The sequence below is a fragment of the Pseudoalteromonas sp. NEC-BIFX-2020_015 genome (genome assembly GCF_012952265.1).
Lineage (GTDB): Bacteria > Pseudomonadota > Gammaproteobacteria > Enterobacterales > Alteromonadaceae > Pseudoalteromonas > Pseudoalteromonas neustonica.
In genome coordinates, this window is record NZ_JABCJL010000005.1 from 23905 (window position 1) to 43099 (window position 19195).

General features: G+C 39.5%; 17 protein-coding genes. 10 read left to right on the forward strand and 7 right to left on the reverse strand.

The window, feature by feature from the left end:
* Nucleotide 1: 1 nt before the first annotated feature.
* Nucleotides 2-2110 carry an elongation factor G gene (gene fusA, locus HH219_RS05075; RefSeq protein ID WP_054206872.1) on the forward strand — a complete coding sequence of 703 codons (2109 nt, stop codon included), beginning with the start codon at nucleotides 2-4 and terminating at the stop codon, nucleotides 2108-2110.
* Nucleotides 2111-2177: 67 nt separating this feature from the next.
* Entirely contained in the window at nucleotides 2178-3362 is a 1185-nt protein-coding gene (gene tuf / locus HH219_RS05080; protein ID WP_169326819.1) for an elongation factor Tu, read from the forward strand.
* Nucleotides 3363-3736: 374 nt separating this feature from the next.
* Here the strand turns inward: tuf and HH219_RS05085 are convergent, their stop codons facing one another.
* Nucleotides 3737-5809 (reverse strand): TonB-dependent receptor, encoded by a 2073-nt coding sequence (locus HH219_RS05085; RefSeq protein ID WP_349251607.1) that lies wholly within the window; start codon nucleotides 5807-5809, stop codon nucleotides 3737-3739.
* A gap of 267 nt (nucleotides 5810-6076) precedes the next feature.
* Between HH219_RS05085 and HH219_RS05090 the strand changes: the two genes are divergently transcribed.
* From HH219_RS05090 to HH219_RS05110, 5 genes are all read left to right on the forward strand, one after another.
* Entirely contained in the window at nucleotides 6077-6877 is an 801-nt protein-coding gene (locus HH219_RS05090) for a VOC family protein (RefSeq protein ID WP_054204955.1), read from the forward strand.
* Between the two features lie 275 nt (nucleotides 6878-7152).
* Nucleotides 7153-7818, forward strand: coding sequence for an SDR family oxidoreductase (locus tag HH219_RS05095; RefSeq protein ID WP_054455802.1), 666 nt, complete (start codon nucleotides 7153-7155; stop codon nucleotides 7816-7818).
* A 116-nt stretch (nucleotides 7819-7934) separates the two neighbouring features.
* Complete coding sequence (locus HH219_RS05100; RefSeq protein WP_054204937.1) at nucleotides 7935-8297, forward strand: hypothetical protein; 363 nt, start codon at nucleotides 7935-7937, stop codon at nucleotides 8295-8297.
* Between the two features lie 3 nt (nucleotides 8298-8300).
* Complete coding sequence (locus tag HH219_RS05105) at nucleotides 8301-10634, forward strand: fatty acid cis/trans isomerase (protein ID WP_169326821.1); 2334 nt, start codon at nucleotides 8301-8303, stop codon at nucleotides 10632-10634.
* Between the two features lie 112 nt (nucleotides 10635-10746).
* Nucleotides 10747-12477 carry a response regulator gene (locus HH219_RS05110; protein ID WP_169326822.1) on the forward strand — a complete coding sequence of 577 codons (1731 nt, stop codon included), beginning with the start codon at nucleotides 10747-10749 and terminating at the stop codon, nucleotides 12475-12477.
* A gap of 21 nt (nucleotides 12478-12498) precedes the next feature.
* Here the strand turns inward: HH219_RS05110 and HH219_RS05115 are convergent, their stop codons facing one another.
* Nucleotides 12499-13116, reverse strand: a complete 618-nt coding sequence (locus tag HH219_RS05115; RefSeq protein WP_169326823.1) for a hypothetical protein — start codon at nucleotides 13114-13116, stop codon at nucleotides 12499-12501.
* Between the two features lie 135 nt (nucleotides 13117-13251).
* On the opposite strand from HH219_RS05115, the gene HH219_RS22390 reads away from it, so the two are divergent.
* A complete protein-coding gene (locus HH219_RS22390) occupies nucleotides 13252-13413 on the forward strand; it encodes an ATP-binding cassette domain-containing protein (protein ID WP_169326824.1) in 162 nt (53 codons plus the stop codon).
* On the forward strand, nucleotides 13376-13939 hold the full coding sequence (locus tag HH219_RS05125) for a hypothetical protein (protein WP_169326825.1): 564 nt from the start codon (nucleotides 13376-13378) through the stop codon (nucleotides 13937-13939). Before HH219_RS22390 ends, HH219_RS05125 begins: the two co-directional genes overlap by 38 nt.
* Here the strand turns inward: HH219_RS05125 and HH219_RS05130 are convergent.
* Entirely contained in the window at nucleotides 13904-14053 is a 150-nt protein-coding gene (locus HH219_RS05130; protein ID WP_169326826.1) for a hypothetical protein, read from the reverse strand. The genes HH219_RS05125 and HH219_RS05130 overlap by 36 nt on opposite strands.
* Nucleotides 14054-14670: 617 nt before the next feature.
* Between HH219_RS05130 and HH219_RS05140 the strand changes: the two genes are divergently transcribed.
* Entirely contained in the window at nucleotides 14671-15213 is a 543-nt protein-coding gene (locus HH219_RS05140; protein WP_169326827.1) for a hypothetical protein, read from the forward strand.
* Between the two features lie 717 nt (nucleotides 15214-15930).
* Here HH219_RS05140 and HH219_RS05145 read toward each other — a convergent pair.
* Genes HH219_RS05145 through HH219_RS05160 form a run of 4 tightly spaced genes read right to left on the reverse strand, consistent with a single transcriptional unit; the run spans nucleotide 15931 to nucleotide 19195 of the window.
* On the reverse strand, nucleotides 15931-16128 hold the full coding sequence (locus HH219_RS05145) for a hypothetical protein (protein ID WP_169326828.1): 198 nt from the start codon (nucleotides 16126-16128) through the stop codon (nucleotides 15931-15933).
* Nucleotides 16129-16181: 53 nt separating this feature from the next.
* Nucleotides 16182-17060: a TraB/GumN family protein gene (locus HH219_RS05150; protein WP_169326829.1), complete on the reverse strand. Its 879-nt coding sequence runs from the start codon at nucleotides 17058-17060 to the stop codon at nucleotides 16182-16184.
* 46 nt (nucleotides 17061-17106) lie between these two features.
* Nucleotides 17107-18540, reverse strand: a complete 1434-nt coding sequence (locus HH219_RS05155; RefSeq protein ID WP_169326830.1) for an ATP-binding protein — start codon at nucleotides 18538-18540, stop codon at nucleotides 17107-17109.
* Complete coding sequence (locus HH219_RS05160; RefSeq protein WP_169326831.1) at nucleotides 18521-19195, reverse strand: response regulator transcription factor; 675 nt, start codon at nucleotides 19193-19195, stop codon at nucleotides 18521-18523. Before HH219_RS05160 ends, HH219_RS05155 begins: the two co-directional genes overlap by 20 nt.

Consider the following 19195-nt stretch of genomic DNA (forward strand, 5'->3'; position numbering starts at 1 on the left):
TATGGCACGTACAACTCCAGTTGAGCTTTATCGTAATATCGGTATTGTTGCTCACGTAGATGCAGGCAAAACCACCACAACAGAACGAGTTCTGTTCTACACAGGTCTTTCACATAAGATCGGTGAAGTACATGATGGCGCTGCAACTATGGATTGGATGGAGCAGGAACAAGAGCGTGGTATCACAATCACTTCTGCTGCTACAACGTGTTTCTGGAAAGGGATGGACGCGCAATTTGACGCCCATCGTATCAATATTATTGATACTCCAGGACACGTGGATTTCACTATTGAAGTAGAGCGTTCTTTACGTGTACTTGATGGTGCGGTAGTTGTGCTTTGTGCTTCATCAGGTGTACAGCCGCAAACTGAGACAGTTTGGCGTCAAGCGAACAAATACGAAGTTCCTAGAATGATCTTCGTAAATAAAATGGATCGCACGGGCGCTGATTTCTTAGCGGTTGTTAGCCAGGTGAAATCTCGTCTTGGAGCAACGCCTGTTCCAATTCAGTTGCCAGTAGGCGCTGAGGACGACTTTAAAGGTGTTATTGACCTTATAAAAATGAAAATGATTAACTGGAATGATGAAGACCAGGGAATGACTTTCGCTTATGAGGCAATACCGGCAGACCTTCAGGAACAAGCTGAAGAATGGCGCTCAAACTTAGTTGAGAGCGCTGCTGAAGCATCTGAAGAACTAATGGATAAGTATTTGGAAGGTGAAGACCTGAGCGAAGCAGAAATTAAAGCTGCTTTGCGTCAGCGTACATTAGCAAACGAAATCGTCCCAGTTACCTGTGGCAGTGCATTTAAAAACAAAGGTGTTCAAGCTGTGCTTGATGGCGTTGTTGAATATATGCCTGCACCAACGCAAGTAAAACAAATTCAAGGTATTCTTGAAGATGGTACTGAGGAAGAGCGTCCTGCTAATGACAATGCACCGTTTGCTGCACTTGCTTTTAAGATTGCAACAGACCCGTTCGTTGGTACTTTAACCTTCTTCCGCGTTTACTCTGGTACTGTTAAACAGGGTGATGCGGTTTACAACCCAGTAAAAAGCAAACGTGAGCGCCTTGGCCGTATCGTTCAGATGCATTCAAACTCACGCGAAGAGATCAAAGAAGTCTACGCAGGCGACATTGCGGCGGCTATTGGTCTTAAAGACGTAACAACAGGTGAAACACTGTGTGATCCGAATTCTAAAATTACGCTTGAGCGTATGGAATTCCCTGAACCAGTTATCTCTGTTGCGGTTGAGCCTCGCACAATCGCTGACCAAGATAAGATGGGTATCGCGCTAAGTAAATTAGCGGCAGAAGATCCTTCTTTTCGCGTACAAACTGACGAAGAATCGGGCCAGACTATAATTTCTGGTATGGGTGAACTTCACCTTGATATCATTGTCGACCGTATGAAACGTGAATTCAGTGTTGAATGTAACGTTGGTAAGCCGCAGGTTTCTTACCGTGAAGCTATTCGTTCAACTGTTAAAGTTGAAGGTAAATTCATACGTCAATCAGGTGGACGTGGTCAATATGGGCATGTCTGGCTTAAACTTGAACCGATGGATATTTCGGATGATGAAGCACCAATTTACGAGTTCGTTAACGAAACCGTAGGTGGTTCAGTTCCAAAAGAGTTCATCCCTGCGGTAGACAAAGGCATCCAAGAGCAAATGGCTCAAGGTGTGCTGGCAGGCTACCCATTACTTGGCGTCAAAGCGACTTTATATGATGGTTCATTCCATGATGTAGATTCGAATGAAATGGCATTTAAAATAGCAGGTTCATTGGCAATGAGACAGGGTGCGCTTGATGCAAGCCCAGTACTTTTAGAGCCAATGATGAAGGTTGAAGTACTCACTCCTGAAGCAAACATGGGTGATGTAGTTGGCGACTTAAACCGTCGTCGCGGCATGATCGAAGGCATGGAAGATGCGCTAGGTGGACTAAAATTAGTTAACGCCCAGGTTCCGCTTTCTGAAATGTTTGGTTATGCTACTGATCTACGATCTGCAACACAGGGCCGTGCCTCATACTCTATGGAGTTTTTGAAGTACGCTGAAGCCTCAAAAAATGTTGCAGATAAAATAATTGCAGCTCGCTGTTAAGTAATTTTTAGCTCGGTTTAGTCCAAAATGGACTGGACCTTTAATTTCTTTATAGGAATTTTTTAAGATGGCAAAAGAAAAGTTTGAACGCGTAAAACCGCACGTAAACGTTGGTACAATCGGCCACGTTGACCACGGTAAAACTACACTAACTGCAGCAATCACTAACGTACTTGCAAAAGTATACGGCGGTGTTGCTAAAGATTTCGCATCAATCGATAACGCTCCTGAAGAGCGCGAACGTGGTATCACTATTTCAACGTCTCACGTTGAATATGACACTCCTTCACGTCACTACGCACACGTAGATTGTCCTGGTCACGCCGATTATGTTAAAAACATGATCACTGGTGCTGCTCAAATGGATGGCGCTATCTTAGTAGTTGCTGCGACTGATGGCCCTATGCCACAAACGCGTGAGCACATCCTTCTTTCTCGTCAAGTTGGCGTTCCTTACATCATCGTGTTCATGAACAAATGTGACATGGTTGATGACGAAGAGCTACTTGAACTAGTAGAAATGGAAGTTCGTGAACTTCTTTCAGAATACGATTTCCCAGGTGATGACTTACCTCTAATCGCTGGTTCTGCGCTTAAAGCGTTAGAAGGCGAGAAAGAGTGGGAAGATAAGATCGTTGAGCTTGCAGAAGCACTTGATACTTACATCCCAGAGCCAGAGCGTGACATCGATAAGCCATTCATCATGCCTATCGAAGACGTTTTCTCAATCCAGGGTCGTGGTACTGTTGTAACTGGTCGTGTTGAAGCTGGTATCATCCGCATCAATGACGAAGTAGAAATTGTTGGTATCAATGATACAACTCGTTCTACTTGTACTGGTGTTGAAATGTTCCGTAAGCTTCTTGACGAAGGTCGTGCTGGCGAAAACATCGGCGCACTTCTACGTGGTACTAAACGTGAAGACGTTGAACGTGGTCAAGTACTAGCTAAGCCTGGTTCAATCAACCCGCATACAACATTCACTTCAGAAGTATACGTACTTTCGAAAGATGAAGGTGGTCGTCATACTCCATTCTTCAAAGGTTACCGTCCACAGTTCTACTTCCGTACAACTGACGTAACTGGTGACGTACAGTTACCAGATGGCGTAGAAATGGTAATGCCTGGTGATAACATCAAGATGACTGTAACTCTAATCTCGCCAATCGCGATGGATGAAGGTCTTCGTTTTGCTATCCGTGAAGGTGGCCGTACTGTAGGTGCTGGTGTTGTAGCAACTATCGTAGAGTAATAATTAACGTTTAAGTTAATTATTAAAAAAAGGTCACTTCGGTGACCTTTTTTAATGGCTGCGATTTGAGCTGTAAGCGGTAAGTTTTAAGCCGCTCGGCGTTAACTTTATTGCTGCGGTGCTTGGGTTAAGTTCTACGAAACCCGAAAATAAGACATAAAGTTAGAACAAGGTCACTTTGGTGGTTTTTTTATGTCTGCGGTTTGAGCTGTAAGCGGTAAATCATTAGTTATGATGATGTGATTTTTTGTTTGGTAGCTCGGATTTAATTTTACAAAATCCGAAGGAGATAAAGCGTTAAACCTTTAGATTATGATTTATCAAAAAAAGAGCACCGCAGTGCTCTTTTTAATATTTAGTAGTTATGTATATGCTTAAAAACCAAGCTGCCAGTTTACGCTGATAACACGTCCAGTTCCTGAGAAGTAACGTGTTGCAGATGGATTTGTTTGACCATAATAGGTTATATAAAACTCATCAGTAAGGTTATCAATACCCACACTAAATGCGCCGAATTGCTCAGTTTGATAGTTAACAGACAAGTCTAGTGTTGTGTAACCATCAAACTCACCGCCGGTATTAAAGTCACGATCGAATAAGGTGCTCACTTGTAAGCGACTATCAATATTATTTGACCATTGTTGCTGCCAATAAAAATTTAAACGTGTTGGTGAAATGTTACTGCCGCCTAAATCGCTTTCTACTTTATTATCGCCATCACCATCATATTGACCTTGCGTATCAGCAAAGCTAGTCCCAAATGTAGTGGTGTCATTTAAGTAGTACTGGGCATTAAGCTCGAAGCCTGATATTTCAGTCCGCTCACGTTTTACACTGTAAATACCATCTGCGTTAGGTTGTAAGCGGGCCCCTAATTTAGAGGTCGACTCAAAATAGCTGGCTTTGAAGTTTAATAAATCATTTGAATATTCAAAACCAATTTCACGATTATCGGAAATAACAGGTTCAAGGTTTAAAAAACTTTCTACAGATAAACCAGGTTGGCTAATGCTACGCAGTACTCGCCCTACATCAGCCATGCTAAAGCCTTCGCTGTAACTGGCGTATAGGCGTAAATCATCAGTAACTTTATAAACCACACCAAGGTTACCCAATAACTCGTTAAAACTAGGGTCACCACCTTCTACAAACTGGCTACCGTATGAGGCTAGGGTCGTGAAGTCATTAATTTTCAACTTTCCATATTCGTAACGTGCGCCAAGGTTAAGGGTCCAATCTTCAAATCCATCAAAGCGCAATTGCGCGAAAGGCGCTGCATTAGTAAATTTGGTTTCAGGTACCCAATTACGGCCTGTTTGTGCCAGCTCCTGATAGGTTTCATCGTTAAGTAAGTCAAGGCCAGTAACAAGATCAAAATTGCTGCCAACTAAATTATCTTTAGCATACGTGAATCGGCTACCAAATTTTTGTGATTTATTTTGCGATTGGTCAAAAAGTTCACTAATGTAATCTGGATCTTGGAAAGTCGCAAAAATACCGCCGCCATACATAGCGGCAAAGTCTTGCATAAACACTTGGACAGATAGCTGACCGTTTGCCAAATTATTATGGGTATAGTCAACAGTGGCTGTGGTTACACGGTTACGCGGCGTATTACCCGCAACATTACCTTTTTTAGCGCTAGTAGGGAGATTGCTAGCGGGATCACCTTTAATGGCGGCATAATTTCCCTTGCCTTCAATTTTATAGTGGTTGAGCATTGCGTGTATGCTTTGCTCATTATCTAACTGGTATTTAGCTTTAAAAAACACATCTAGGCTAGTTGAGTCTTGAGTATCACCTTGCGTGCCATCAACACCGACAAAATCACCGTGACCGTCACGATACATGCCGGTACTACGCGTTGAAATGCCCGCAACGATACTAAGATCATCTTTTTCTTGGCTAAATATATAACTCGCTTTATAACTTTGTGTATCATTTCCCCCTGCGGTTGGCGCGCTAAAGCCTGCGCTCACATGATGGTTATTTTCACCAGGTGTTTTAGTAATGATATTAATAATACCGCCGCTGGCACCCATACCTTGAATTGCATTGGCACCGCTTATCACCTCAATACGTTCTATCATCGCAGGATCAATAGTATTACCATCACGCGAACCATTTCTTAGGGGGTTTGATTGAGGTACGCCATCAATCATGTAGAGCGGTTCACGGCCACGCAATGTCTCACCAGAAGAAGTCATTTTTTGGCGACTTGGTGAAAAACTAGGTAACAAATTACCTAGAATTTGTGATAAATCTTGGGTATGCGCAAGTTGTTTTGCAATATCTTCACTGCTAATAACATTAATGGTAGCAGGAACGGTACTTACCGGTGCCGTACTACGTGTTGTTGATACTGTGATCCGTTCAATATCTGTTTGAGGATTAGCAAGTGTAGCTAAAGGCGTTAATAGAAAAGGTAAATAATATTTAAAGGTCACAATAATTCCGCTATTTGTTATGGGTAGTAAAAATCGTTCGTATTTATACATTCATTTACTTATTTTATCAATCTCGATAATTACGCAGAAAATGAGGTGAAACTAATTTAATTCTAATGTTTCTTACTAAACTGTTGTGATTAATATAATTAATTGTGTGTTTATGTCGTGGCTATTAAAGTGGCGAAATAGGAAAGGTGATAAAAAGTTGGCAAATATAGCTTTCTCCTTTAACTTTAATATATGTATAACACGAGTGAGAAAACTATGAGCGATAAAATAACAAACCATCCACACGGTGTTTTCTGTTGGTCAGAATTGTGCACATCTGATTGGAAGAACGGTAAAGCATTTTACACTGAGCTATTTGGCTGGGGAGCAGATGATCAACCTATAGGCGACGATCTTTATTACACCATGCTACAAAAGCAAGGTGATGACGTGGCTGCAATGTACCAAATGCCTGTGGATCAAGCCCAATCAGATATACCAAGCCATTGGTTGGCGTATATAGCCGTCGATAATATTGATAGCGTGGCAGAGCAAGCAAAGTTACTCGGTGCAGAAATTATTGCTGGTCCCCATGATGTAATGGATGCTGGCCGTATGGTGCTATTAAACGAGCCCGGAGGTGCGCTTTTTGCTCTTTGGCAAGGTAATCAGCATAAAGGGAGTAAGCGATTAGGTGAATTAAATACGCCATATTGGCATGAATTAGCCACTAGAAATAGTGAAAAAAGTCGCGCTTTTTATTGTCAATTATTAGGCTGGGAAAGTGAAATAACACCTATGGAAAACATGGATTATACTTTGTTTAAAGTCGATGGTAAGCCTGTAGCTGGTATGCTTGAAATGACAGACGAATGGCCTGCGGAAATTCCAGCGCACTGGATGATTTATTTAGCTGTAGATGACTGTGATAGCTATGCATTAAACGCACAGCAACTCGGAGGAGAAATATGTGTACCACCGACAGATATTCCTGACGTTGGTCGGTTTAGTGTGATCACAGATCCGCAAGGGGCAGTGTTTTCGATTATTACCTCCACTACGGATGATATAAAGTAACGGTAGGATCTGTTTATATTCCGAGGTTAAATTTGCAGCTGTATATTTGCTATTTAGGTAAGGTCGAGCCTATATAGTGTGGTTGCTCGCCAGAAATAGGCGACGTAGCATAAATGCCAACATGGGCAGTCCGAAGTGTTCTGCCTAGATTGAACTAATTTTAATCCAGAAGGGTAAGTAGACCCTCATCTAATTTATTAAAAAGTACCATGGTGCTTTTTTTATTTATATTTGCCCCAAAGTCTTACCTATTGATTGTTTATTGGAGCAAACGTATGACAAAGCACGTAGTAATCACAGGCGCAAACCGTGGTATAGGTCTTAATTTATGTCAGCAATATTTGGCACTCGGGTATGCAGTAACAGCCGTGGTCCGAAGCCCAACTGCCGAGCTTAAAGCTTTGGGTGTAAATGTGATCAGTAATATAGATGTTGCTAATTCAGCTGATATAGAAACGCTTGGCAACCAACTAGAGGGCCAAAAAGTTGATGTGTTGATAAATAATGCAGGTGTTTTCCACAATGAAACTCTGGCTGATATTGATTTTGATACAATTAACCAACAAATAGCGATAAATGCAGTTGCACCAATCAGAGTAACTCATGCGTTGCTTAATTGCCTTAGTGTTGATGCAAAAGTAGCGATGATAACCAGTCGTATGGGCTCAATTGCTGATAACGGCTCGGGTGGTTACATAGGTTATCGAATGTCAAAGGCTGCACTAAATGCTGCATCAGTAAGCTTGGCGCATGAATTGAAAGGCAAACAAATTGCCGTTGGGCTATTTCATCCCGGTTTTGTACAAACACAAATGGTTAATTTTGCAGGTGATATTTCTCCTGAGGATGCAGCAGGGCGTTTAATACTGCGGATTAATGAATTAAACATAACGAATACGGGAGGCTTTTGGCACTCAAATGGTGAGACCTTGCCATGGTAAGCACCGCGCAATAACAAATAAAACTGGCTCCTTTATCGAAAGCCAGTTTTACTTTAAATAAATTATTTTTGCTATAATGCTGGCATATCAACGATTTTAGTATTTGAGAGCAGAGCATGGAACTTGAGCAAAACAGTAATTTAACCCTCCCGTTATTCCTTTTTGATGACACGTTAAATTCACGCGATTTAGAAACCCCCGACTTACTGTTAACAGTGGTATTAGACGAAACAGTATTAGCCCAGCTGTGTCAAAACCCGGGCGAAGACAGCAGTATTGGCATTAGCATTACTGATTATCAACTAGAGGCAAGCTCGCCTTTATTTTTAGACTTACTTAACCACGAACATCAAGCCCAATTAACGTTAACGCACGGTCCACTATTGAGCGCGATGCTTGATACGGATTCAGGGCAAACATTTGTATCACCGCAAATGGATATGATGCCGACGTTTGATCTTGGGGATGAGGACGAGTAAAAAATGAAGAAGTCTCTATTAGTAAGCTTTTTGGTAATAGTAATGAGTGGCTGCGCCTATTTAGGCGCTGCGCATTACGATGAAATATTTGGCCAAGAACAGATTCAACCACGAATAGTTGCACATAACACAGGCAGCGGAGCTGAATTTCTGCAGCATGTAAAACCGTTATTAGATACGCGCTGCGTAGTGTGCCATGGTTGTTATGATGCGCCTTGCCAATTAAAACTTTCATCGCCAGAAGGTATTGATAGAGGCTTAAGTAAAGACCTTGTTTACGATGGCACGCGTTTATTAGCCTTGAACCCAAGTCGATTGCTTTTTGATGCAACGGATACGCAGCAGTGGCGTGAACAAAACTTTACCCCTGTATTGAACGAGCGTGCGCAAACTGAGCAAGCCAACTTAGCGGGGAGTGTGCTGTATAATAGTTTGCTTTTAAAAATGAGCTCACCGTTACCGAAAGAAGGAGTACTAGGTAAGGAATTTGATTTTTCTCTTGATCGCAAACAGAGCTGTACGACAATGGGCGAGTTTGATCGTTTTGCAAAAGCTCAACCTCATGCTGGTATGCCTTATGGATTACCAGGGATAACGCAAACTGAATTTAAACACTTAGAAAAGTGGCTAAAAGAAGGCGGAAAAGTAGCGCATATCCCAGCGCCGGATAAAGTAGCGCTAGCGCAGGTTTTACGGTGGGAACAGTTTTTAAACCAAGATAGTTTAAAGTACCAACTGACTGCGCGTTATATTTTTGAACACTGGTATTTAGCAAATATTTACTTCAGTAAAGACGACAATAAAAGTTTTTTTAAGTTAGTGCGTTCCAGTACCCCGCCGGGTGAAGATATTAAATTGATTAGTACACGTCGCCCCTACGATGACCCTAAAGTAGATCGCGTTTATTACCGTTTAATGCACGAGCGATCAACTATTCTAGCAAAAACCCATTTACCTTTAGCATTAGATGACGCAAAGCTTGCCCGTTTATATACGCAGTTTATTGAACCTGATTATACCGTAACAGCAATGCCTAGTTATAAACCTGAGATCGCATCAAACCCGTTTAAAGTATTTGCTGTAATGCCTGTGAAATCTAAATACCAGTTTATGCTTGATGAAGCTGAACTTATTATAATGGGATTTATTAAAGGGCCTGTATGTCGTGGTCAAATAGCGTTAAATGTTATTAACGATCATTTTTGGGTCGCGTTTGCAGATCCTGATAAAGTTGCCACGCCAGAGGTTGGGCACATGCTGCTACAGCATGAAGATGCGCTTGCACTGCCTGCAGCTGAAGAAAGTAATGCATTACCAATTTCAAGTTGGGTTAAATACGCGAACCGCCAGAGTACTTACTTAGAAGCAAAGGTTAAATTAGCAAATAAAATGTTTAAAAATGGCGAACATTTAACGACCGATCTACTGTGGCGTGGTGAAAATACCAATAACAATGCTGCATTAACAATTTTTCGTCATTTCGATAGTGCGACCGTCGTTAAAGGTTTAATAGGGCAAGAACCAAAAACAATGTGGGTGCTTGATTATGCGTTATTTGAACGTATTCATTACTTGTTAGTTGCAGGCTTTGATGTATATGGAAATGTTGGTCATCAATTGCTTACTCGCTTGTATATGGACTTTTTACGCCTAGAGGGAGAGCAAAACTTTCTAGCATTATTACCTAAACAACAGCGCCAAGAATTAAAAGCTAATTGGTATCGTAAATCGCCAACAAGTTTAACTAACTTCTTTAAAAGTGGCGATGAGTTTAGTCAGCCAACGGGTATTACGTACAACACAAACGATCAACAACATGAATTATATAAGCTAATTAAAAGTACCTTAAAGCCAATATTAAGCCCTCGGTTTGATTACACCCAAGTTCCAGAGCCATTACAACAATTGAACGCAATGCCGGCTAAAGCAATTAATTTATTACCACAAGTCTCATATGTTTTAGTAAAAGAAACAGATGGCGAGCATCAAGCGTATACTTTGATTCACCACAATGCACACTTTAATATATCGAGTTTATTGAATGAAGATGGACAACGTGCATTTGCCGAAGACACAATAACAATTGTGCCTGGTTTTATTGGTGATTACCCTGAAGCAATTTGGTATTTGAATAACCAAGACCAAGTGACTGAATTTGCGCAGTTACTCCCAATGATGCAAGTTGAGGCTGACTATCGCTCTTTAAAAAGCCGGTTTGGAATTCGTCGTACCAACCCTGAGTTTTGGCTGTACAGTGATATTTTGCACAAAGTAGCAAAACAATATCGAGGGATTGAATATGGACTGTTTGATTATAATCGTTTAGAGAACCGCTAATTTAAAACATTTGCGTCACTTTAAGGGAAGGCTTTAAAGTGACAATACACAGTAAAATGGTGGTTGTTTATCATTGGTAGTCTACACTTAGACAAAAAGAGATGAGCCCGTAATGTTACAGATAATTGCTAATATTCGATCACGTTACCGCTGGGCATTACTAGCGATAGCTATACTCAGTACTGCAGCCGCATTGCTGATGCAGTATTTATTTGCAATACAAAAAGATGAATCACTGGTGATTAACATTGCAGGTAAACAGCGTATGCTCTCACAAAAAATTGCTTGGTATAGCAATATAATAAATGACAGTCATAAGCTACAACAGCATCCCAAATACAAAGAGGCCCTTGAAAATGCAGTTACTGAGTTTCAGCAAGGTCACCAATTTTTAACGAAACAAGATCAGCAAGGTCATTATCTTTATCTAAATACAGAGTTGGAAGATCATTATTTTTCGATGCCTGATATGCTCGCAATACAAAGTGAGCAGTATATTCTTACTGCGCAACAAATATTAAAACAGTCAGAATCGAATATTGCTAATCTGCATATTTTTAGTCTTGATGAAGCTGAATTACTACTAACTAAACTAGACGACGCAGTTACTTTGTTTGAGCAACAAACGACTCACAAAGTAGCGCTAATATCTTATTTAGAGCTCTCTTTTTGGCTACTAACATTACTGCTATTGATGATTGAATTGAAATTTATTTTTCAGCCAATGGAACGTCAAATAATCGCAACATTAACTAAATACCAACAACAAAAAAAATATGCAGAACAAATCAGCCAAAACAAGGAACGGTTCATTGCGCGTACCAGTCATGAATTTAGAACCCCATTACAAGGGTTGATGCATGCAATTGATGAGCTAGAAGTTAACACAGCGCAACAGGCTGTAAAACAACAAGCGCAATATTGCGCTAATCGCCTTATCAATATGTTAGATGAGTTACATGAAGCCCAGTTGATAAATAAAGGTTTGTGGCAACTCAAATTGTCTCGTGCGAATATATTAGATAGCTTACAGTCGGTGGTTAATTCGTATCAATTTGCTTGCACACAAAAGCAACTCGCTTTATTTATAAATTTATCGCCAGAGCTTGACTGTGATGTGGAGTTGGATCATCCCCGTTTGCAGCAATTGGTTGGCGAGTTACTGAGCAATGCGATTAAATTTACAGATAAAGGCAATATAACGGTATCTGCATCCATACATAAAATGCAGCAACTGCATTTAACAGTAAGTGATACCGGGGCGGGATTTTTAGGGGATTCACCAGAGTTTTTTTTACAAAATGAGACGCAACAAAATCACTTTCAAGGCCTGCAAATGGGGCTCGCTCGCGTGCAGAATATAGTTTCGGCACAGCAAGGAGATATCGAATTTTTAAGTAACAAACCTTACGGTGCAAAAGTGCATGTGGTGTTACCTGTTAAAGTCGCAAATGCCGGTGATGAAACTCAATTACCAGTAAATTTACATTGCCTAGTTGTTGAAGATAACCCACTTAATGCAATGATATTAGGGCGTATTTTGGCAGAGTTAAATTACACTTATGACATGGCTGAAAATGGTTTAATTGCAACGGATAAAGTAACTGAATCTCAGTACGATTTAATTTTTATGGACTTAAATATGCCTGTAATGGATGGTTTTCAGGCGATTAAGGTTATTCGTCAAGAATTAAAATCGCAAGTGCCTATTATTGTCGTCACTGCAAATACCTCAACCGCCGATTTAGAGAAGACCTACGAATTAGGCGTCAATAATCATGTATATAAACCGATTAATGCTGAGTATATTAAAAAAGCCCTTATTGAAGCTGTTAAGGGCTAAACTATTTATTTGCTGACAAGGTTAGCGAGTGATTTTAATATCACCTACGCCCACTTCAACATTAATAGAATATTGACCATTACCACTGTATAGTGTTTCAGAACTTACCATTTTACGGGTATGCTGAGCATCATTTTTCATGCCAGATACACGCGTGTCGCCCACACCACTATCAAGTTCAATACGTTTGTAATCATCAAGTTCGCTGCGAATACGCACCGCACCAACACCTACGTCAATATCGGCTGAGTTAGCAAAATCATTGACTTCAATATCGCCCACGCCAAGCTCTAAATCAATAGCCATGCTCGTTGGTAAACTAACAACCCACTTTTGTTGGATGTCGTCATTATCTACATTTAGGCTTAATTTATTGGCGTTTTGTTGATGATCTAACGTGATACTTTCAAGATCAATCTCAGATTTGAATCCGTTATTGTTTTTAGCTTTAAACTCTATGGATACTTTAACATTAGAGCCTTGGTGAGTCGTCAGTTCTAAACTGCCAACAGGGACGTTAATATCCAACTGCTGTTGCCCTGAAATATTAAATGTTTGCTCAATATGTGGCTCAGCATGAGCAAAAACACTGGTTGTGAATAGTGCACTGGCGGCTGTGAAAAGTAAAAAATTGTTCATAGTATTGCTCATTATTAGTTGGTTTATAAGTTAGACGCAGTGACGTTTAAAAAGGTTTAAATTAATTTTTACCATCAGTAGTTATCTTTATCAAAGTCATGTATTTGCAGGTTAAATAACGTAGAGGATCGTTTAGTGCAATCAATTCAACTGCAAAATATTACAGCTCGGTTAGGCGCTGAAGAGCGAGATGGTTACCTGCTTAAAGATATAAGCTGGCAAGTAAACAGTGGTGAACATTGGGTATTATTAGGTGGTAATGGCGCCGGAAAATCCGCAATTACAGCAACTCATTAATGCACAATTGCTAACCGATCAAGATGATATAATTGACGGTAAAATAGCCGCTACGTTAGTCTGTGATCTTATTTATCAACAGCATGATGCAGACTGTTTTGATTCAGCCTTATCTGGAAGGTTAATAGAGTTATTTAATTTTCAGGCATTACTAAGTGAACGTTTACGCGCACTTTCAACAGGTGAAACACGAAAATTAATGCTAATAAAAGCATTAAGTAGCCGCCCAGAAATCATAGTATTAGATGAACCCTTTGATGGTTTAGATGTTGATAGCGTGGCCAAGTTAAACGATATACTCACTGAACTAAGCACGACCATGACGATGATTTTTGTTGTTAATCGTCTTGATGAAATTCCTGACCTTATTAGTCATTACGGCTATGTTGTTGATGGGCAGTTACAGCAACAACTTATTAAGTCAACGCTTGAGCAGCGAAGTGATATATTTAAATTATTGTATTTACAACATACACAATTGTCTATTCCCCTAAATATGCTGTTCAAGCTCAGCCTTAAGTGCTGACTCGGTTAGCTGTTTGATAAGTGATGTGAGCACACCATCTTTACCATTAAGTTTTTTATCTGATTGAAGTGCCTTAACTGCATCTTCGAAGTTGAATTGATTGTCATGTGTCATTCCTGTTTTTATCAGTTTATGAAATGACACAGATCTTTGAACGCTACCCTTCGGTCACATCAATAATTTCAGGTGTTATTGTCAGTGCATTAACTAATGGTTGATTTGCATATGAAAATATAACAACGCGTCCTGAGGAGGACAGTCAGCACTTAAATTCACTTTCCAATGCTGTTGTTAGGTAATTTGATTCATCGTAGGTCGCATGTGTTTCCAGCACCTAAATAGGATCCTTATCAACTTTAATGCCAGCGATCTGATAATGGTATTATGGGGTTTTCCTTTGGCTTCTTACTGTTGATTATCGCGGTCAAGTAACGATGCTTTTACCCAGAATGATTAACGCACCGATAATCCTACAACTGTGTTCGGTGGCAGGGGATTACATCACCTCAAATAAGCCACTCACACACCTGCAATCCCTTCCAAGACTCCCATTAAAACAACACCAAGTTATCTTTTTATATTTTAGGGGAATCAAAGTAACCGATTGAATTAAAATAGGAAATCAGCTATGATTGAAACATCAATAAAAATAAAATAAAAACGAGTTATTCTACAGGCTCGTTAGACGCCAAGGCGTTCTCAATCAGTGTTTATCTTAAAAAGGAAATAAAATGTTAAAGAAAATTTGTGTGGTTGCAGTAGTTGCATTAACTATGTCAGGGTGTTCAACATATTCAGTTGATCGTTACGCGGTATCTGTTGATAATATTACAACACTCAAACAAGCTAAGGGCTCTAAATTACAAATCGGTGAATTTAATAGCGCAGAGAAAAGCCAGACGAGTATTATGTGTCGCGGCGTTGGTCCTATCAAAACCCCTGATGGTCAAACTTTTGAAGGCTTCATTCGAAAAGCATTTGTAGATGAACTAAAAATGGCAGATCTATATGCTGCGGAGGCACCAGTTACATTAACAGGTACGCTTGATTCAATTGACTTTTCATCGGCATCTGGTAAGTGGAATATAGCAGTAACAATTAACTCATCAAACGGGCAATCATTATCTGTCGTTGAAAATTATGAATTTACTAGTAGTTTTTATGGTGAAACTGCTTGTAATCAAACCGCTCAAGCTTTAATGCCCGCTGTACAAAACTTAATTGGTAAAATAGTTCAAAGTAATAAATTCCTTACATTAATCAAAAGCGCCTAATAAGCGGCTCTAGGTGTAAAATTACTCTTTTTAAGAACTTATTCAGCGCTTGTTATTGGTATGTTTAAATATGCAACCAAATCGTTATTGAAGTTAAAGCAGCCCGCCTGGCTATTACTAGCCAAGCGGTTGGATTGTTTATTCACAGGTGAGTTACTGTAAAACCGTAGTCTTTAAATTGCTTTAATAAATCGTGTTACTCTGGTAAATACAGTACTAATACTCAGAATACTTATTCAGAAGACATCCACCCTAAAGGTTGTATTTTTTATATTTTTTACTGGTTTTTAATTAGTATGAAAAACAAATAGCTTCACAAGAAGTTACTGTGAAAGTCTAAACAGAAAGCAGCGAGCGAATCGCATAGAACTTGAACTACTCATTAAAAAATTAAAGATGCAATCATGCAGTGATTTTCATGCATGTAATTTAGGGTTTTCAATGATATTTACTCATTTAATGAACGATGAACGATGAACGATGAACGATGAACGATGAGCGAGTAGTGATAAAAAGAGATAATTTTTAGCCCAAATAACACTAAGATGACATCCATCCTAAATATCGTATTTATAATATAAACAAACTATGTTTGGGGCTTGATGAGAGGATCAGCTGTGTTACAGCTCTAAATATAATAATAGGCGCTGACATGGTAATTTATGTAAATCACCATGTAAAAGTTAAAAGGACAAATATTAAGTACCACTTATAGTGTTAGGCTTCTGCTATTAAGGGCTTTTTATATTTTTTATAAAGTTTGATCGTAAAATAAACGCTTACTTCCATAACAAGAATAATAGAGGCGAAAATTAATGTTCCACTTAGGTTGAAGCTGCCTTCTTGGTAATAGTAAACAGCGCTTAAAAGTAAGGCTAATACAAAGTATGAAATTGTGAATTTAAAACGTTTCATCGTTATCCTTAATAACCAGCTGGTATTACTCAGCTGGTTTTAATGGTGGTTGATTACAGTCGAGTGACGGTAAAACCGTGATCTTTAAATTGCTTTAATAAACCGTGTTGCTCTGGTAAATGCAGTGCGCCGACTGCAATGAATAGCTTTTCTTTACCAATGCGAGGAGTGAGTTCCTTCACCCAGTTGTTGTTACGCTCAATGAGCATGACCTGTTCACTGATTTCGCCGTAGCTGCTGTCATCAAAGCTTTCATTGTAATACTTGGTTAACGTTGCCATATCGCCGTTTTTCCACGCATTTACTAGGGTAATAAAGTAAGTTTCAACATCAGCGAGTTGCTCAAATGTTTCTTCAATCATTTCATTGCTTAATAAAGACATATGATTAAACATTTCCATCTGATACTCAAGGGTTTCTAGCTCACCAATAGTAATACCATTGCTTTTAGAGTAAGCGAGTACTTGCTTGTCAATGCCATTTTGATCTGAGAATCCAGCATTTTGAAATTCAATTTGCATCATAGTGACCATAACGGCCCACGGTGCTAAGTTGTTAAACATCGCAATATCAATCGACTTTTCGGCGAAGTATTCTTTGAGCTTTTTGTAGTTATGTTCAGAGAGCTCTGACTGTAGTGTTTTACCATTTTTAAGCATCATAAAAGGCATTGAACGGCGCTGCATTTCGATTGGACTAATGGCGCTGATATCAACTTCTACAATTACTTTTTCGCTGGCATCAATTGCTTTGATAACTTTTTTAGGAAGTCCTTTCATGGAGGTGTCACCTACATGCACGGTGCCAAAAAGGTAAGAGTTAATGCCGTTTTTTTCTATTTTCCAAAGGCCTGGCTCACTATGGCTGGCAAAACTGGCACACAGTAAAAGAGATAAAATAAAGTAGCTGCTAATACGCTGTGTAAAATTCATAATTGTCCTTATTGTTTAGGTATGCGTTCATCTTAAACCAATATGTTTAATTGGGTAATATTAAAATTAGGGCTAAGCGGGAGTCTGGTTTATTTTCTGCTTTGATAGTAAATTTATTAAGCGTGCAAATACTTTTAACTATCGCTAATCCTAAGCCATGGCGTTGGTTATTTGTTCTTGAGCTGTCAAGTTGGTATAAGGGATCAAAAATAGCTTCAAGCTGCTGAGCCGTTAAAGGTGTTGCCAAGGTATTACATAAGGTGATTGTTGTATTAGCAGGTGATTGCTCAACGTGTAAGTTGATTGGATCAGTGGTTAGGCCATAGAATAAGGCATTATCGAGTAGGTTTAATAAAATAGTATGCAAACAAAACCGATCAGCGATAACGCGAGCTGTCGGTACAATTGTAAGATTTAAACGCTGCTTAATGTTTGGGTGTTTAAAATCTAATTCGTTACAGGTTTGTTGAATAAAATCAGCCAGAATGATGATTTCTTTGGTTAGTTCTATCGAACTGCTTCCAGCGCGTTGTAATAACAATAAGTTATTTACAATGGCTTTCATTCGCACCGAAATAGCCAGTATGTCACTGGTATAAGTGGCACTAATTCGTTCATCGTTAGGATAACGCAGTGCGACTTCAGATAAGCTTATTAATTCAGCAATAGGTGTTTTTAACTCGTGGGCTATATCGCTTGTGAGGCGTTTTTCATTTTGATACAGCTGCTGGTTGGTGGTAATAAATTTATTGAGCTCGTTACGTATCGGCTCAATTTCCTCTACAGGAAAATCACTTTTTATTGTTTGCGATACACCAGTAATATCCAATAACTTAATTTGTTCATTTAAGTTATTTAGCGGATAAAGCCCTCGACTTACAATGCGCGTGACTAAATAGCGCACCCCAAAAACAGCAATAATACAGGTGAGTACAAACACCACATCAATAATAATCAGTACTTTATTTAAAGCGGCGGTAGGGGCTGCAATCGTTAATGTCATTGTCATAAAGTGATTATTATCTTGGGGGTGTTTATCATCTTTTTGAGCAATAAAATGGCTGATCATGGCGCGGCCGCTTTCACCATTAGGTAATACGTAATCAATAATTTTAAACTCGTTGATTGGAATGTCTAAATTAGGCAGTTCAACGGATGGGTATAACGCTAATGAATCTGACTTTTCAAAAGTGCGTTGCTCATGCCATAGTTGATAAAACTCTGTGGCATTAGCTTGCTCGTATTCAGACATAAACTCACCTGCAAAATCAAACTCCAATATGCCGTTATCGTCCTCAACCAATGTTTTTAAATAGTTCGATTTATTTGAAAGAGATTGATTAAATTGATCTTCAACCCAGCCATCAACGCTTAAGTCCACGGTTAAAAAAATAGTGACTAAAATAACGGATATAACCGCACTGATATTATTTACGAGTTTACGTTTAATTGAATGAATTTTAATTTTCTGAAGCGACATAGCCAAATCCACGTTTATTTTTTATTGGTAGTTCGCCGCCTAATAAACGCACTTTTTTACGAACTGCTGAAATATGCGCTTCTAGTGCGTTTTTTGAGAGCATATCAAACTGCCCAACGACGGCTTCGCTGATCATTTCAAGCCCAAGGACTCTGTCTTTTGCGCTAAATAAACACTCGATAATTTTGTATTCATTACGAGTGATATTGACTGACTGCTGCTGATAATTAAACGTTTTTAAACTCAAGTCTAATACGCAGTCACCAACACGTAATGTATTTTGTTGGCTTTGTAGTTGCCCTCTACGTGACAACGCAAGCACTCGAGCATGCAGCTCTTCAAACGAGAATGGCTTAGTGAGGTAATCATCAGCGCCTTTCATTAAGCCATTTATTTTATCGTGCGCTTCACTACGTGCTGAGAGAATTAATACCCGTGTTTGGCTGGGCGTACTTCTTAGCGCTTGTAATATGCTCATACCATCAACACTGGGTAGCATTAAATCGAGTATGATTAAATCATAATCCCCCGATAGCGCCATACTCAAACCCTCAGAGCCATCGCCGCTTTCATCCACGGTAAAGCCTAAATTGTTTAGCCCCACGAGGAGGCTGCGCCTTAGTGGCTCTGAATCTTCGATTACTAGTATTTTCAT

What these genes read in the sequence shown, in the direction of transcription:
- fusA (WP_054206872.1), top strand. Translation starts at nt 2, where the DNA reads ATGGCACGTACAACTCCAGTTGAGCTTTATCGTAATATCGGTATTGTT.
- tuf (WP_169326819.1), top strand. Translation starts at nt 2,178, where the DNA reads ATGGCAAAAGAAAAGTTTGAACGCGTAAAACCGCACGTAAACGTTGGT.
- HH219_RS05090 (WP_054204955.1), top strand. Translation starts at nt 6,077, where the DNA reads ATGAGCGATAAAATAACAAACCATCCACACGGTGTTTTCTGTTGGTCA.
- HH219_RS05095 (WP_054455802.1), top strand. Translation starts at nt 7,153, where the DNA reads ATGACAAAGCACGTAGTAATCACAGGCGCAAACCGTGGTATAGGTCTT.
- HH219_RS05100 (WP_054204937.1), top strand. Translation starts at nt 7,935, where the DNA reads ATGGAACTTGAGCAAAACAGTAATTTAACCCTCCCGTTATTCCTTTTT.
- HH219_RS05105 (WP_169326821.1), top strand. Translation starts at nt 8,301, where the DNA reads ATGAAGAAGTCTCTATTAGTAAGCTTTTTGGTAATAGTAATGAGTGGC.
- HH219_RS05110 (WP_169326822.1), top strand. Translation starts at nt 10,747, where the DNA reads ATGTTACAGATAATTGCTAATATTCGATCACGTTACCGCTGGGCATTA.
- HH219_RS05115 (WP_169326823.1), bottom strand. Translation starts at nt 13,116, where the DNA reads ATGAACAATTTTTTACTTTTCACAGCCGCCAGTGCACTATTCACAACC.
- HH219_RS05125 (WP_169326825.1), top strand. Translation starts at nt 13,376, where the DNA reads ATGGCGCCGGAAAATCCGCAATTACAGCAACTCATTAATGCACAATTG.
- HH219_RS05130 (WP_169326826.1), bottom strand. Translation starts at nt 14,053, where the DNA reads ATGACACATGACAATCAATTCAACTTCGAAGATGCAGTTAAGGCACTT.
- HH219_RS05140 (WP_169326827.1), top strand. Translation starts at nt 14,671, where the DNA reads ATGTTAAAGAAAATTTGTGTGGTTGCAGTAGTTGCATTAACTATGTCA.
- HH219_RS05145 (WP_169326828.1), bottom strand. Translation starts at nt 16,128, where the DNA reads ATGAAACGTTTTAAATTCACAATTTCATACTTTGTATTAGCCTTACTT.
- HH219_RS05150 (WP_169326829.1), bottom strand. Translation starts at nt 17,060, where the DNA reads ATGAATTTTACACAGCGTATTAGCAGCTACTTTATTTTATCTCTTTTA.
- HH219_RS05155 (WP_169326830.1), bottom strand. Translation starts at nt 18,540, where the DNA reads ATGTCGCTTCAGAAAATTAAAATTCATTCAATTAAACGTAAACTCGTA.
- HH219_RS05160 (WP_169326831.1), bottom strand. Translation starts at nt 19,195, where the DNA reads ATGAAAATACTAGTAATCGAAGATTCAGAGCCACTAAGGCGCAGCCTC.